The sequence below is a fragment of the Amycolatopsis albidoflavus genome (assembly GCF_039525725.1).
Taxonomy (GTDB): Bacteria; Actinomycetota; Actinomycetes; order Mycobacteriales; family Pseudonocardiaceae; genus Amycolatopsis; species Amycolatopsis albidoflava.
On record NZ_BAAAHV010000012.1, the window covers coordinates 764,095 to 779,465 of the forward strand.

At 70.4% G+C, this 15,371-nt stretch carries 13 protein-coding genes; 11 read left to right on the forward strand and 2 right to left on the reverse strand.

Annotated elements, in window-relative coordinates; genetic code table 11:
• Positions 1 to 222: 222 nt before the first annotated feature.
• The gene (locus ABD156_RS21765) at positions 223 to 984 is read right to left on the reverse strand and encodes an ABC transporter ATP-binding protein (protein ID WP_344276471.1); all 762 of its coding nucleotides are present in this window, start codon (positions 982 to 984) and stop codon (positions 223 to 225) included.
• 66 nt (positions 985 to 1,050) lie between these two features.
• Between ABD156_RS21765 and ABD156_RS21770 the strand changes: the two genes are divergently transcribed.
• From ABD156_RS21770 to ABD156_RS21820, 11 genes are all read left to right on the forward strand, one after another.
• Positions 1,051 to 1,602, forward strand: coding sequence for a TetR/AcrR family transcriptional regulator (locus ABD156_RS21770; protein WP_344276475.1), 552 nt, complete (start codon positions 1,051 to 1,053; stop codon positions 1,600 to 1,602).
• 222 nt (positions 1,603 to 1,824) lie between these two features.
• Entirely contained in the window at positions 1,825 to 2,850 is a 1,026-nt protein-coding gene (locus ABD156_RS21775; RefSeq protein WP_344276478.1) for a LacI family DNA-binding transcriptional regulator, read from the forward strand.
• A complete protein-coding gene (locus ABD156_RS21780) occupies positions 2,847 to 3,800 on the forward strand; it encodes a carbohydrate ABC transporter permease (RefSeq protein WP_344276481.1) in 954 nt (317 codons plus the stop codon). The genes ABD156_RS21775 and ABD156_RS21780 overlap by 4 nt, the downstream gene beginning before the upstream one ends.
• A 3-nt stretch (positions 3,801 to 3,803) precedes the next feature.
• Positions 3,804 to 4,631 carry a carbohydrate ABC transporter permease gene (locus ABD156_RS21785; protein ID WP_344276484.1) on the forward strand — a complete coding sequence of 276 codons (828 nt, stop codon included), beginning with the start codon at positions 3,804 to 3,806 and terminating at the stop codon, positions 4,629 to 4,631.
• A gap of 38 nt (positions 4,632 to 4,669) precedes the next feature.
• Entirely contained in the window at positions 4,670 to 5,953 is a 1,284-nt protein-coding gene (locus ABD156_RS21790) for an ABC transporter substrate-binding protein (RefSeq protein WP_344276487.1), read from the forward strand.
• Between the two features lie 81 nt (positions 5,954 to 6,034).
• Positions 6,035 to 7,195 (forward strand): ADP-ribosylglycohydrolase family protein, encoded by a 1,161-nt coding sequence (locus tag ABD156_RS21795; RefSeq protein WP_344276490.1) that lies wholly within the window; start codon positions 6,035 to 6,037, stop codon positions 7,193 to 7,195.
• A complete protein-coding gene (locus ABD156_RS21800) occupies positions 7,192 to 8,511 on the forward strand; it encodes an ADP-ribosylglycohydrolase family protein (RefSeq protein ID WP_344276493.1) in 1,320 nt (439 codons plus the stop codon). The genes ABD156_RS21795 and ABD156_RS21800 overlap by 4 nt, the downstream gene beginning before the upstream one ends.
• Positions 8,508 to 9,407 carry a ribokinase gene (locus ABD156_RS21805; protein WP_344276496.1) on the forward strand — a complete coding sequence of 300 codons (900 nt, stop codon included), beginning with the start codon at positions 8,508 to 8,510 and terminating at the stop codon, positions 9,405 to 9,407. The genes ABD156_RS21800 and ABD156_RS21805 overlap by 4 nt, the downstream gene beginning before the upstream one ends.
• Positions 9,407 to 11,350 (forward strand): SUMF1/EgtB/PvdO family nonheme iron enzyme, encoded by a 1,944-nt coding sequence (locus ABD156_RS21810; RefSeq protein ID WP_344276498.1) that lies wholly within the window; start codon positions 9,407 to 9,409, stop codon positions 11,348 to 11,350. The genes ABD156_RS21805 and ABD156_RS21810 overlap by 1 nt, the downstream gene beginning before the upstream one ends.
• Positions 11,347 to 12,555 (forward strand): CaiB/BaiF CoA transferase family protein, encoded by a 1,209-nt coding sequence (locus ABD156_RS21815; RefSeq protein ID WP_344276501.1) that lies wholly within the window; start codon positions 11,347 to 11,349, stop codon positions 12,553 to 12,555. The genes ABD156_RS21810 and ABD156_RS21815 overlap by 4 nt, the downstream gene beginning before the upstream one ends.
• Positions 12,552 to 13,376 carry an HpcH/HpaI aldolase/citrate lyase family protein gene (locus ABD156_RS21820; RefSeq protein WP_344276504.1) on the forward strand — a complete coding sequence of 275 codons (825 nt, stop codon included), beginning with the start codon at positions 12,552 to 12,554 and terminating at the stop codon, positions 13,374 to 13,376. Before ABD156_RS21815 ends, ABD156_RS21820 begins: the two co-directional genes overlap by 4 nt.
• Here ABD156_RS21820 and ABD156_RS21825 read toward each other — a convergent pair.
• The gene (locus ABD156_RS21825) at positions 13,373 to 15,319 is read right to left on the reverse strand and encodes an MFS transporter (RefSeq protein ID WP_344276507.1); all 1,947 of its coding nucleotides are present in this window, start codon (positions 15,317 to 15,319) and stop codon (positions 13,373 to 13,375) included. The two genes, ABD156_RS21820 and ABD156_RS21825, sit on opposite strands and share 4 nt — an antisense overlap.
• Positions 15,320 to 15,371: the final 52 nt, after the last annotated feature.

The window sequence follows — 15,371 nt, forward strand, 5'->3', positions numbered from 1 at the left end:
CACCAACCGTCCACAATGCACGCTTCCCCATGTCACTTCCCCCTCCGCGGCCGCGGCAACGGCACCCGCACGGCAACCGCCACCAACCGTCCACAATGCACGCTTCCCCATGTCACTTCCCCCCTCCGCAGCCGCGGCAACAACACCGCGCGACAGCAGCCGTCTACCGTCCACAAAGCGCACTTCCCCTCGGTCTTGCCGTCCGGCTCCAAGCACCCCAGCTCACCGGACGCCGACCGCATTCGCCGCCCGCTCCGCCGATTCGACAAGCACCGCCATCCGGTTCGCCACCGCCGCGGCGGTCGGCCGGGCCAGTTGATCGACCACCAGCCCGTCCGCCAGGAACAACACCGCGTCGGCGTAGGACGCGGCCACCGGATCGTGCGTCACCATCACGATCGTCTGACCGCGATCGGCCAAGGACCGCAGCAAGGCCAGCACTTCCCGCGCGCTGCGGATGTCCAGTGCGCCAGTCGGTTCGTCGGCGAAAACCACCTCCGGATCCGTGACCAGCGCCCGGGCCACCGCCACCCGCTGCTGCTGCCCGCCGGAAAGCTGACCCGGCCGGTGTCCCCCGCGCTGCGCCAGGCCGACCTGCGCCAGCGACGCCGCGGTGCGTCGCGGGTCCGGGGTGCGGCCGTCCAACCGCAACGGCAGTTCGATGTTCTCCTCCGCGGTCAGCGCGGGCAGGAGGTTGAACTGCTGGAACACGAAACCGATCCGCTGACGTCGCAGCTCGGCCAGGCGCGGTTCGTCCAAAGCAGACAGATCGGCGCCGTCCAGTTCGACGGTGCCTTCGGTCGGGGTGCGCAGACCGGCCGCGCAGTGCAACAACGTCGTCTTCCCTGAGCCCGACGGACCCATGATCGCGGCGAAGGCGCCGCGCGGGACGTCCAGGTCCACTCCGCGCAGTGCGTCGACCGGGCCGCCCTCTCCTTCGAAACGGCAGCGCAGCCGTCTGGTGCGGATCGCGGGTGCGGTCATCTTCCAGTCCTCCCAGTGATGCGAATGAACGTTTAAAACGAACGTTTACATGATACGGTAGCACGTGTGGGACACCGCGAGAACCTGATCACCGCCGCCCGGGAATGCCTCCTCAAAGCCGGCTACGCGCGCACGACGGTGCGCGACCTCGTCGCCGCCTCCGGGGCCAACCAGGCGTCGATCAACTACCACTTCGGGTCGAAGGAACAGCTGCTCACACAGGCGCTGTTCGACCTCAACACGAAGTGGGGCGACATGCTGTTCGCCGTCCTCACCGACCCGGCCGACAAGGAGGCCGGGCCCGAGCGGCGCTGGGCGCGGATCATCGAGTCCATCCAGCAGCACCGCGAGCTGTGGTTCGTGAACTTCGAGAGCGTCAGCTACCTGCAGCACGACGAGACGATCCGGAAGATCAACGCGGAAGGCCAGCGCCAGGCGCGCGTCGCGCTCGCGAACGCCTTCGGCGACCTGGGGCCGGACGCCGACCCGAAGGACGTCCACGCGATCGGCGCGCATTACTACTCGCTGCTGGTCGGGACCGCGCTGCAGTGGCTGACCGATCCGGACAACGCTCCCTCCGCGGCGGACGTCGTCCGCGCCGACTGGCGATCCCTCTGAGCCGGCACCGAACCAGCGCCCCACCAGCGTTGGGCCAGCACACGTCACGCTGAAGTCACAGATCCCCGGACCCCGCGACAGCTCCGTTGACACGTCCACCATCCGGGTGACATGATCCTGGCGCCGCTTGGAAACGTTTCCAAGCCATCCAGTCCGCAGACTGGAAACGTTTCCAACAGCGGTATCCGCACCGTTGCCCGCTGTGTCCGACTGGGAGGGACGATGACGTCAACCCGAGCCACGCTGATCCAGGTGGCCGAGCGCGCCGGCGTGTCGCTGGCTTCGACCTCGCGCGCGCTGCACGGGACCGGCGCGAGCAAGGCGATGGTCGAGCGGGTGCGGGCCGCCGCGGCGGAGCTCGGGTACAGCGCGGACGCGATCGGGCGGTCGTTGCGGCTGAAGAAGACATCGCAGATCGCGTTCGCGGTGGCGGACATCGGCAACCCGGTCTACGTCGAGATCATGCGCGGCATCCACGAAGTCCTGGCACCGCACGGGTATCGGGTCGTGGTGATGTCCACTGGGGACACCGCGGCGTCGACGACCGAGCTCATGCACAGCCTGCACGGCGGGTTCGTCGACGGCATGATCGTCATCCCGCTGCGCACCGACGACGAACTGATCGAGCAGATCGGCCGCGCCCCCGTGCCCGTCGTGGTGATCGGCCGCGCGATGAGCGACCGCGGGATCAGCTCGGTCTCCACGGATTCCGCCGCCGGGATCGGCGCGGCGATGCAGCACGTCGTTTCGCTGGGCCGCCGCCGGATCGGCTTCCTCAACGGGCCGCTCGACACCACACCGGGCTCCTCGCGGCAGCGCGGATTCGACGAAGCGGTGTCCGCCAAGGACTTCTCCGCTGAGACCGACGTCGAGGTCGCGGCCGATTTCACTGTCGCGGCAGGGATCGAGGCCGCAAGGAAGCTGCTCGACCGTCCGCAACGGCCGGACGCCATCGTGGCGGCCAACGACCTGCTCGCCATCGGGGCCATCCGCGCCGCTCGGGAGCTGGGGCTGAGCATCCCGCGCGACGTCGCCGTCACCGGGATGGACGACACCGAACTCGGGCAGGTTTTCCTGCCCCGGCTGACCAGCGTGTCCCTCGGCTCGGCCGAACGCGGGCGCGCCGCCGCCCGGCTGATGCTCGGGCTCGCCGACGACGCGGACGCCCCGGCGCGGCAGATTTCGGTCGGCACCGAGCTGTTCGTCCGGGAATCCACTGTGGACCAGAACGCGGAGGACACGGAATGACCACCGCGACGCAGCCGAGGCGAGCCGCCCCCGCTCCCCCGCCGCGCCCGAAGAAGACCACGCAGGCCCGCACGCGCCGGCGCGAGGCGATCGCGCTGGTGATGCCGTCGCTGATCCCGATCCTGGTGCTTTCGGTGGCCCCGCTGGTCATCGGCATCGTGCTGGCGTTCACCGACACGCGGCTGGTGCGGCATCCGGACTTCGGCTTCGCCGGGATCGACAATTTCGTCCGCCTCGGCGGGAACTCGCTGTTCTGGGACTCGCTGCGGATCGGTCTGATTTGGACAGTCGGGGTGACCGTCCTGCAGCTGGCCGCCGCGATGGGGCTGGCACTGCTGCTCAACTCCGGCCTCAAACTGCAGGGCCTCACCCGGGTGCTCGCGCTCATTCCGTGGGCGATGCCGCCGGTCGTCGTCGCGATCATGTGGCAAATGATCTACTCCGCCAACGGCGGACCGCTCAACGCTTTCCTCGGCAGCATCGGGCTGCCGGACGGAATCAACTGGCTCGGCGATTTCAACACCGCCTTGCCCGCGGTGATCGTGGTCGGCGTCTGGGTCGGCATGCCGCAGACCACCGTGACGCTTCTTGCTGGCCTGCAACAAATCCCGGCCGAACTGCACGAAGCGGCGGCCGTGGACGGAGCCGGAGCCTGGCGGCGCTTCACCGCGGTGACCTGGCCGAGCATGCGCCCGATCGTCAGCTCCATTACTTCGCTCAACTTCATCTGGAATTTCAATTCCTTCTCGCTCGTGTACGTGCTCACCGCGGGCGGCCCGGGCGGCAAAACCATGGTCCCGGTGCTGTTCGTGTACCTCGAAGCGTTCAAGAACCGCGAGATCGGCTACGCCGCCGCGATGGGGCTGGTCCTCGTCATCGTGGTCGTCGCGCTGCTCGCGATCTACCTGCGGTCGCAGTTCCGCGGCGACCGCCCGGAAAGGGGGCGGTGATCGATGCGCTGGTCCGTGCGCCCCGCGCAATACCTGGCTCTCGTGCTGTACCTGCTGTTCCTCGGTTTCCCGTTGCTGTGGCTGATCTCCGCGTCGGTGAAGTCGTCGGCGGAGCTGAACTCGCTGTCGGTCAACCTGATCCCGAGCGAATGGCATTGGGACAACTACGGCGAGGCGCTCTCCCGGCAAGGCCTGCTGCATTCGGCGTTCAACAGCCTGCTGGTCGCGCTTGCCAGCACCGTGCTCGCGATCCTGATCTCGGTGCCCGCCGCCTACGTGCTGGCCCGGCTCAAGGGCAAGCTGCGCGTCGCGGGCGTCACCTGGATCCTGGTCAGCCAGGTGTTCCCGGTGGTGCTGGTGATCCTGCCGCTGTTCCTCGTGCTGCGGACGCTCGGCCTCGCCGACAGCCTCGTCGGGCTGACGCTCGTGCACACCACCTACATCCTCCCGTTCGCGCTGTGGATGCTGCAGGGCTACGTCGCGGCGATCCCGGTCGACCTCGAGGAGGCCGGGGCGATGGACGGCGCGACCCGGTTCACCGTGCTGCGCACCATCGTGTTCCCGCTGCTGGCCCCCGGCGTGGTGGCGACCGCGATGTTCAGCTTCGTGTCGTCGTGGAACGAGTTCTTCTTCGCGCTGGTGCTGCTGCAGTCGCCGGAGAACTACACGCTGCCGATCACGCTCACTATGTTCATCGGCGGCGAGGGCAAGGTCGCCCTCGGTCCGCTGGCCGCGGGCGCCGTGCTCGCGGCGATCCCGAGCATCGCCTTCTTCAGCCTCCTGCGGAAGAAACTCACCGGCGGCCTCATGGCCGGGGCGGTGAAGGGATGAGCCCCACCCCATCGGAAACACCCTCGAAAGGTCGGTCGATGAAGACACGACGCGCGGCCATCGCCGCCAGCCTCGCCCTCACCAGCCTGCTCGCCGCGGCGTGCGGCAGCGGCGGGGACGCCGGCAGCGGGGACGGCGGACCGGTCACCCTCACCTTCCAGTCGCTGTCGGACCAGCCCGCCGCGATCGCCGCCACGAACAAGATCGTCGGGGCGTGGAACCAGGCGCATCCGGACACGCAGGTGAAGGTCGTCCAAGCAGGCTGGGACAGCGCCTACGACAAGCTGATCACCCAGTTCAACGCGGGCACCGCGCCGGACATCGTGCACTACGAGGCGGCCGGGATCGGCCCGTTCGCCGCCGACGGCTACCTCGCCGACCTCTCCTCTTACCTGTCCGAGCAGAAGCGCGCCGACATCCCGAAGGGCGTGCTCGACTCGGTCACCGTGGACAGCAAGGTCGTCGCCTACCCGACCGAGCTGCAGTCCTATGTGGTCTTCGCGAACAAGAAGCTGCTGGAGCAGTCTGGCGCGCAGGTCCCGACCGGCGAGACGATGACCTGGGACCAGCTGCGCCAGCTGGCCAAGACCGCCACGAAGGACGGCAAATACGGCCTCGGCTGGGGCCTGTCGAGCCCGACCGCGACGTTCGTGGCGATGGCCCCGGCGTTCGGCGGCAAGTACTTCGAGGGCACCGGCGACCAGGCGCAGATCAGCGTCGGCCAGGGCGAAATGGCGCTGCCGCAGCTGGTGCACGACATGAACGCGACCGACCACTCGATCCTGCCGGTGACGCTGACCCAGTCCGGCGGCAAGGCGCTGGCCCCGTTCTACGCGGGCCAGGTCGCGATGACCGTGCAGGGCTCGTACCAGGCGGCGAACATCGAGAAGGACGCGCCGAAGGACCTCGACTGGGTCGCGCTGCCCCCGATCGCCGGCCCGGCCGGACCGGCGCAGGCGGCGAACCCGCAGACGCTGTCGGTCAACAAGGACTCCAAGCACGTCGAGCAGGCCGCGAAGTTCCTGGACTTCTTCACGAACACCGAGAACCTGGCCGCGCTCAACGAGGCCGACACGCTCATCCCGGCGAGCAACTCCGCTCGCGACGCGCTGGACAAGAAGCTCGGCGCGAAGAAGGGCTGGAGCACCATCCTCGCCTCGGGCAAGTACCTGACCTCGGCGCCGTATCTGTTCGCCGGCAAGTACGCGCAGTGGAAGGACACTGTCGCGACGCCTGCCTACCAGCGCTTCCTGGCGAACCAGATCGACGCGAACACGCTGGCGCAGCAGCTGAAGGACGGCTGGAAGAGCGTCGGCAAGTGACCGCCGCGCCGGGGTCGTCGCGACCCCGGCGCGCACAACAGGCGCGGGCACGCTGCCCGCGGAACGAAGGGACGCAAGCCGGTGACCTGGCTGGAGGACCGCGCGGTGGCAGTGATCACCGGCGCGGCAGTGGGGGACGCGCTCGGCGGCGCGACCGAAGGGTGGACGCCCGAGCAGATCGAGGAGCGCCACGGCGGCCGGGTGACCGGCATCGTCGGCCCCTGGTACCCGAACTGGCGGGACGCGCGCCCGATCGCCCCGTACCACAAGGGCGACGGGCACATCACCGACGACACCTTGATGACCCGCGCGATCGTGGAGGTGTACGCGAAGCGCCGCGCGCACCTCGACGCGTACTCGATGGCCGAGGACCTGGTGCCGCTGATGATCGGCGAGCCGCGCTGGGTGCCGGAGCTGGAGTCGACGGCGTTGTTGCTGCAGCGGGTGTTCCTCGCCGAGAAGTGGATCGTCGCGAAGCTGCACTACGGGCATGTGGACCCGCGCGAGGCGGGCGTCGGCAACATCGTGAACTGCGGTGCGGCGATGTACATCGCACCGGTCGGCGTCGTGAACCCGGGCGACCCGCAGGCGGCGTATGCGGAGGCGATCGATCTGACCGCGCCGCATCAGTCGAGCTACGGCCGGGAAGCCGCCGGGGTGCTGGCTGCGATGGTCGCCGCGTCGGTCGCGCCCGGCGCTGGGCTGGACGACGTCGTGCAGGCCGCGCTCGCGGTGTCCCACGACGGGACTCTGGCGGCGCTGCAGGCTGTGGTCGAAGCCTTCGAGGGGTGGAATGCCGCGCCCAAGACCGAGGACGAGGAACGGGCGCTCGCGCGCAAGATCCGCGAGGTCGTCGCGCCGTTCGATTCGGTCGGGCCGGAGTACCGGCAGATGTCGATGGACGCACGGCGGCCGTCGCGGACCAAGGCGATCGAGGAATTGCCTGCCGCGCTGGGGTTTGTGCTGGGACATCGGGGCGATTACCGAGGTGCGGTGCTGGGTTCGGTGAACTACGGCCGGGACGCGGACTCGATCGCGTCGATGGCGGGCGCGCTCTGTGCCGGGCTCGGCGGTGCGGCTTCGGTGCCGGACGAGTGGATCGATCCGATCGGCGAGGCCAGCAAGATGGATCTGCGCGAGACCGGGCTGCTGCTCGCGTCCGCCGCGACGGACATCGTGAATGCCGACCGGGCGCGGACCCAGGCGCGGCTCGCCGCTCTCGACGCGCTGGCCGCCGCATGAGGCTGACCTGGGCGCAACCCGAAGACCTGCTCGCGCACGAGTTCGTCCAGTCCGCAGTGGAGGGCAAGGACGTCGCCTCGGTGCGGGAGCGCTGGATCGCCGCCGGCGGCGATCCGGTACCCGCCGTGAGCGGGGCAGGACCGCGGCCGGCGCCCCCAGCGTTGCGGGCGCTGGCCCGGACGCTGCTGGAGGAACTGGCCGCGCTCCCCGGTCCGGCCGCGCCGCACGAGCCGGACGACTGGGACGCGATCGCCGCGCTGCTTCCGGCCGCGCCGGTCCTCCCCCGGCCCGCCGCGGACCGCACGCTCGGCGCGTGGACCGGGCGGGCGGCGGGGTGCCTGCTCGGGAAGCCGGTCGAGAAGATCCCGCGCGAGGGCATCGAGGAGATCCTGCGCGCGACCGGACGCTGGCCGCTCGACCGGTGGTTCACCGAGGTCGGGCTGCCCGAGGACGTCGCGGCGCGGTGGCCGTGGAACCGGCGTTCGCGGCCGACGTCCCTGGAGGAGAACATCTCCGGGATGCCGGAGGACGACGACCTCAACTACCCGATCCTCGCGCTGACGCTGCTGGAACGGCACGGCCGCGAGTTCACCACCGACGACGTCGCGCAGCTGTGGCTGGAGCAGCTGCCCGCCGGGCGGGTGTTCACCGCCGAGCGCGCCGCGTACCGGAATCTGCTGGACGCGCGGCCGGTGCCGGAAACCGCGACGCATCTCAACCCGTTCCGCGAGTGGATCGGCGCGTTGATCCGCACCGACGTCTTCGGCTGGGTCTCCCCCGGTGACGTCCGCGGCGCGGCTCGGCTGGCGTGGGTCGACGCGCGGCTGAGCCATACTCGCAACGGCATTTACGGTGCGATGTGGGCGGCTGCGCTGGCGTCGGCGGCGATGGTGTGCGACTCCGTCCACAGTGTCCTCGACGCTGCGGAAACTGTTCTGCCGCCTTCGAGTCGTATTGCCTCGGCGGTGCGGTTCGGGCGGGAAGCCGCTGCTTACGACGACGGCCTGGACCGGTTGCATGCCCGATACGGCGATCTGCATTGGGTGCACGTGCTCAACAACGCGGCGGTGATCGCGTACGCGCTGACTCGCGGCGATGGTGACTTCGGGCAGAGCATCTCGCTCGCAGTCACAGCTGGCTGGGACACGGATTCCGCGGCCGCGACGGTCGGCGGGGTTGCCGGTGCGCTGCTGGGGGTGGACGGGATCGGCGAGCAGTGGACTAAGCCGCTGGACAACCGGATCGCGACGTCATTGCCGGGCGGCGAGCAGCGCATCACCGACCTCGCCGCGCGGACGGCCGGGGTGGCGCGATGACCGGGCGAGTTGTCGTCGTCGGGTCGGCGAATGTCGATCTGGTGGTCGACGTTCCGCGGCAACCGCACGGGGGCGAGACCGTTCTTGGCGGGGATGTGCGGCGCAGTCCCGGTGGCAAGGGGGCCAATCAGGCCGTTGCCGCATCGCTCGCCGGCGGGGCGGAGACGACGTTCCTCGGGGCGTTCGGGGACGACGACGGTGCCGAGTTTCTGTTGGCGTCGTTGACGAAGGCCGAGGTGCGGACAGATCTCGTGTCGCGAGTGGACAGTGCGACTGGGACCGCGTTCATCATGGTGTCGCCGGACGGCGAGAACTCCATTGTGGTCGCGCCTGGGGCCAACTCGCGGCTCCAGCTGGGGCAGACACAGCTGGAGCGGATCGCCGCCGCGGACGTCGTGCTCGCTCAGCTGGAAGTTCCGCTGGAGGCCGTAACGGCTGCCGCGGCGGCCCGGCGGACTGGCGCGCGGATGGTGCTCAACGCCGCGCCGTCCCGGCCGCTGCCTGATCTTGATCTCGACGTGCTGATCGTCAATGAGCATGAAGCCGCGGACCTGGCTGGGACGTCCGGTACTCCCGAAGAGCTGGCCCGGATCCTGCAGAGACGCGCACCCGCTGTGGTGATCACGCTCGGGGCGGCCGGTTGCGTAGTCGCTGAGCGGGAAATCGAGCACCTACCCGGCTTCGGAGTGTCCCCGGTGGACACAACCGGAGCCGGGGACACGTTCTGCGGCGTGCTCGCCGCGGCGCTCGCCGAGGGTCGTCCGCTCCGCGAAGCCGCCGAACGCGCCGGGGCCGCCGCCGCGCTCGCTGTCACCCGTCCCGGCGCGCAGTCCGCCGTGCCGACCGCTGCGGAGGTCGCCGAGTTCGCTGAGTTCGCGACCGGAGGAAACGCCTGATGACGTACGTGTTCGACCCGCTCGTCCCGCGCCCGATCGACCGGCCGACCGAGATCCCGCTCGACGCTCCGCTGTCGGCTGAGCAGCTCGTCGAGCTGGACGAGGCCAAGATCTTCGTCGGCCCGGCGGATCCCGCCGACCGTCCGGAGTGGCGGGCGCGGCTGCGGCAATGGCGGACTGACGCGCACGAACGGCACCGCTATCACGGCCGCGCCTACGACCGGCCGGAAGCCGCGTGGGCCGCCGGATGCCACACGGTCGCGCAGGTCTGGCTGTGGGACGAATTGCTGTATTCGTTCGAGGAGCACCGGTTCACGCCGGAGCGGTTCCTCGCCGACGCGCACCAGCGATTCGGCGGCCTCGACGCGGTCGTGCTGTGGCACGCGTACCCGGTGATCGGCCTCGACGACCGCAACCAGTGGGATTTCTACCGCGATGTGCCCGGCCTCCGCGAGCTGGTCGAGACGTTCCATTCGGCGGGCGTGCGGGTGTTCGTGGACTACAACCCGTGGGACGTCGGCACGCGCCGGGGCGAGGACGACGCCGCAGAGCTGTCCGCGGTGCTGGCGGACTTCGGTGCGGACGGCGTCTTCCTGGACACGTTGAAGAAGGCCGATCCGGCGCTGGTCGAGCAGCTCGAACGCGCGCGGCCCGGGGTCGTGCTGGAGGGCGAGTCGAAGCTGCCGGTCGAGCGGATCGAGGACCATTCGGCTTCGTGGGCGCAGTTCTTCGCCGATTCGCCGGTGCCGGGCGTGCTGCGTTCCCACTGGTACGAGCGGCGGCACATGCAGCACCACGTGCGGCGATGGCACCGCGACCACACCGAGGAACTGCAGTCGGCGTGGCTGAACGGCGTCGGCGTGATGGTGTGGGAAGTCGTGTTCGGCGTGTGGGTCGGCTGGTCGCAGCGCGACGCCGCGACGGTGCGGCGGATGGTGACGGTGCAGCGGGCGGCGGGCGACCTGCTGCGCGAGGGCGAGTGGACGCCGTTGGCTCCGCTCGCGCCGGAAGCCGAGGCGGCTGGGGTTTACGCGTCGCGCTGGGAACTGGGTGACTGGACACTGTGGACGGTCGTCAACCGCGGCTCCGTGGATTATGTCGGTCCGGTCGTTGACGGGCCGGTGATCGATCTTTTCGCCGACGGGCGCGTGCCCGCGCACGGGATCTCGGCGCTGCTGCGGGTCGCCGAGGGTGCGGCGGAGCCGTCGTGGCTGTCCCGGGTGGCGACCCTCCCCCACGATCCGGACGCTTCTTTCCCGCACCGGCTCGCCGTGCGCCGGCAGCCGGAACCGTCGCACGGTCAGCCGGAAAGCGACGCGGTCGTGGTGCCTGCCGGGCCGTACGTGCTGACGGTGCGCTACCGCGGGCGCGAGACCGGGATGTACCAGGGCGCGCCGTATGTCGACGAGTGGAAGCCGTTGCCGCCACGACTGCACGACGCCCGGACGCTGCAGCGAGACGGTTCGCTGGCGTCGCCGGTCGCGGTCGCCGCCACCGAGGTGACGAACGGCCAGTTCGCGGAATTCCTCGCCGCTACTGGATACCAGCCGGTCGAGCCCCGTCGGTTCCTCGCGCATTGGGCCGATGGCCTGGTCGAGGACGAGCCGGTGACCTTTGTGGACCTGGACGACGCCCGTGCGTACTGCGCGTGGCGCGGCAGCCGGTTGCCGACCGAGGACGAATGGCAGCTCGCCGGGGAGACCGGCGGGCTGCGGCGCGGCGCGCCCGCGGTGTGGAACTGGACCGAAAGCGAACACTCCGACGGGAGGACCCGGTTCGTGATGCTCAAGGGCGGCAGCGATTACCGCGCCGAGGGTTCGGAATGGTACGTCGAGGGAGGTCGGCACGAGCCGGACTACAGCGTGAAGCTGCTGTTGCCCGGGCTCGGGCTGGCGCGGGGCGCGACGGTCGGGTTCCGGTGCGCGTGGGACGTGACGCGATGACCGTGGCGAGGGAAGCGTCCGCCGGGGCGCTGGCCGGGCTGCGGGTGGTGGACGCGTCGACGTTGTTCGCCGGGCCGATGGCCGCGATGCATCTGGGCGACATGGGCGCCGAGGTGATCAAGGTCGAGCACCCGTCGCGGCCTGACCCGTCGCGCACGCACGGGGTGGCCAAGGGCGACGTCAACCTGTGGTGGAAGACGTTGGGGCGCAACAAACGCACCGTCACCGCGAACCTCAGCAGCGACGGCGGGCGCGAGGTGTTCCTGGCGCTCGCCGAGACCGCGGACGTGGTGATCGAGAACTTCCGCCCGGGCACGCTCGAACGCTGGGGCCTCGGTTACGAGGAGCTGTCCGCGCGCAATCCTGGGCTGGTCCTGGCGCGGGTGACCGGGTTCGGCCAGCTCGGCCCGTACCGCTCGCGGCCCGGCTTCGGCACGCTCGCCGAGGCGATGAGCGGCTTCGCGGCCGCGACCGGCGAACCGGACGGACCGCCGACGCTGCCGCCGTTCGGCCTCGCCGACGGGGTCGCGTCGCTGGCCACCGCGTACGCGATCATGGTCGCGCTCGCCGGGCGGACCGCCAGCGGACGCGGCCAGGTGGTGGACGTCGCGATCATCGAGCCGATTCTCGCCATGCTCGGACCGCAGATCACACGATGGGACCAGCTCGGCACGGTCCAGCCGCGCACCGGCAACCGGTCCACGAACAACGCGCCGCGCAACACCTACCGCACGAGCGACGGTCAGTGGGTGGCGGTGTCGACGTCGGCACAGTCGATCGCGGAACGCGTGGTGCGGCTGGTCGGCCGTCCGGAACTGGCCGCCGAACCGTGGTTCGCGACCGGCGCGGACCGGGCGGCGCACGCGGACGAACTGGACGAGGCCGTCGGCGGATGGATCGCCCGGCACACGCGCGACGAGGTCGTGGCCGCGTTCGAGGAAGCGCAGGCCGCGGTCGCGCCGATTTACGACGGGGCCGACATCGTGGCCGACCCGCAGTTCCGCGCGCTGGGCACGATTCACGAGATCGAGGACCCGGAACTGGGCACGACGTTGATGCAGGGGCCGCTCTTCCGGTTGTCGGACAACGACGGCGTCATCGGCTTCACCGGACGACCGCACGGCGCGGACACCGACGACGTGCTCGGCTCGCTGGGCTTCGCTCCGGCGCGGATCGCTGAGCTTCGCGCGGAGGGAGCGGTATGACGCCCGCGCTGACCCTGCTCTACGTCCCAGCGGACCGGCCCGACCGCGTGGCCAAGGCGCTCGCCTCGGATGCCGACGTCGTGCTGGTCGACCTAGAGGACGCCGTCGCGCCCGCGCAGAAGGATGCCGCGCGGGACAACGCGATACGGCTGTTGGCGGAGGTGCCGGCGTCCCGTTCGGTGCAGGTGCGGATCAACCATCCGGACACGCCGTGGCACGCGGCGGACGTGGCCGCGGTCGCCGCGCTTCCGGCGTGGGTGGGCGCGCGGTTGCCGAAGGTCGAGAGTTCGGTCGACGTCCGGTCGCACGCCGATGCGTTGCCGGGCCGGGAATTGCACCCGCTGATCGAATCGGCGCTCGGGGTGGAACGGGCGCTGGAGATCGCGCTCGCTTCCCCGCGGACGGCGTCGCTCGGGCTTGGCGAGGCGGATCTGCGGTCCGACCTGCGGCTCGCCGACGAAGCCGGGCTCACCTGGGCGCGCAGCCGGATCGTGAACGCCGCCCGCGCCGCGCGCCTGCCGCCGCCGGCGATGTCGGTGTACGCGAATGTCCGGGATCTCGACGGGCTGGCGGAAAGCTGCCGGGCCGGGCGAGCGCTCGGGTTCCGGGGCCGGACGGCGATTCATCCGGTGCAGCTGCCGACGATCCGTGCGGCTTTTCTGCCGACCGCGGAGGAAATCGCCCGGGCGCGGGAGGTGCTGTCCCGAATGGACGGTGCCACGGAGGCCGGGGTGGGCGCGATCGCTCTTGCCGACGGGACGTTCCTCGACGTCGCGATGCGGGACCAGGCCTTGGCGGTGCTGGCGCTCGTCTCCGATTAAGCCCTGTCCGCGGAAACCAAGCGCAGCAACGGATCGAAGCGAACCGGGCCTTCATCCGTCAGCTGCACCGGACCCGCGACCGGCTGATATCCGGTCACGACGACGGTGTACTCGCCGGGGAACAGATCGTCGACGGTGTAGTGCCCCGCCTCGTCCGTGACGGTCACCCGCTGGACCTGGCCCTCGGCATCCAGCACCGCGACCTGCGCCCCCGGGAACGGGCCCCGGACCGCGTGCACGGTGCCGGTGAGCCGGACCGACCGTGCCAGTTCGACGTCCTCGCGCACCGGCTGGGCGCCCACTCGCACGTGCCGGGCCACCGGCTCGCGGCCGCCCGCCTGGACCAGCAGCAGATACGTGCCCGCCGGGGCGTCCAGTGCGAAGCTGCTGTCCGCGCCGGTGGTGGTGCGGCGAACTTCGTGGGTTTCCAAGGACGTCAAGGACACTGCGGCAGTCTCGTCGGGAGCGAGACCGCTCACCGCGCCGGAAATCGCCGCAGGCTTGCTTTGCGTGGTGCTGCGGCTTTTCCGGGTCCGCGACAGCAGCACGTCGACGACCCCGAACAGCAGCGCGAGCACGACCAGCGCGGTCGAGCCGATCAGCCCGAGCGCGGTCGCGGAGTGGTAATCCCCGTGCGAGCGGCCGAGTTCGCCGAAGAACAGCGACCCGCCGAGGGCCGTGCCGACCGCCGAGCCGATCCGCTGCCCGGTCTGCAGCACTCCGGCCGCGGTCCCGCCTTCCGCGGGCGGGACCTCTTCCAGGGCGAGCGTCGAGTTCGGCGAAATCACCAGCCCGCTGCCGAACCCGCCGACGAACAACGGCGCGGCCAGCACGAACGCGGTGTTCGCGCCGGAGTAGTCGCGGACGAGCCACGCGGTGGCGGCGAGCCCGATCGCCACGAGCAGCGTGCCGAGGACGACCATCGGCCTGCCGAACCGGTGCACGAGCCGCCCGCCGATGGTCGGCGAGATCGCCGAGCCGATCGCGAACGCGAGCATCGCCGCGCCGGCCTGCAGCGCCGTGTAACCGAGGCCCTGCTGGAAAAACAGTGTCAGGACAAGGAAAATCCCGGTGAACCCGGCGAAATAGACCATGCCGAGCGCGGAACCCATGGAGTAGCTGCGCACGGTCAGCAGCTTGAGGTTCACCAGCGGCTGCTTGCCGCGGTTGCCGAGCCAGCGTTCCCACAGCACGAACAGCACAAGCAGCCCGGCCGCGACGCCCATCAGCCACCAGCGCGGCGACGTCGCCTGTTCCTCTTCCTCGATCAACGGCAGCATCACCAGCACGACCGCCACGCCGAGCAGCACACTGCCCACCAGGTCCGGCGTCCGCTTCCGGCCGCTGCGCGCGTCCTTGGGCAGCAGCCGCAGCCCGAACAGGATCGCGAGAATCCCGATCGGCAGGTTGACGTAAAACACCCAGCGCCACCCTTGGTCGACGCCGATGCCCTGGATCAGCAACCCGCCCAGCACCGGCCCGATCGCGGTGGACAGCCCGACCGTCGCCCCGAACGCGCCGAACGCCTTGCCCCGCTCGCGGCCGGAGAAAAGCTGCTGCATCAGGCCGATGATCTGCGGATTCAGCAGCCCGCCCGCGACGCCCTGCCCCAGCCGGGCCACGACGAGCCAGGTCGCGTTCGGCGCCGCACCGCACAACACGCTGGTCGCGACGAACAACGCCAGCCCGAGCAGAAACATCCGGCGGCGTCCGTAGTCGTCGCCGAGCCTCCCCGACGGCACCAGCGCGAGACCGAACGTGAGCGCGTACCCGGAGACGACCCACGAGACGTCCGCGGGCGTCGCGCCGATCCCGTGCTCCATCGAGGGCAGGGCGACGTTGACGATGCTGACGTCGAGCAGCGTCATGAACCCGGCGATGAGGCACACCCACAAGGCGCGCCAGCGCTGCGGATCGGGCTCGGGGGTAGCGGAAGCGTGCACAGACCGTCCTGAGATTCGAGACCGGTAAGATAATTACTGGTGTTAGAATACT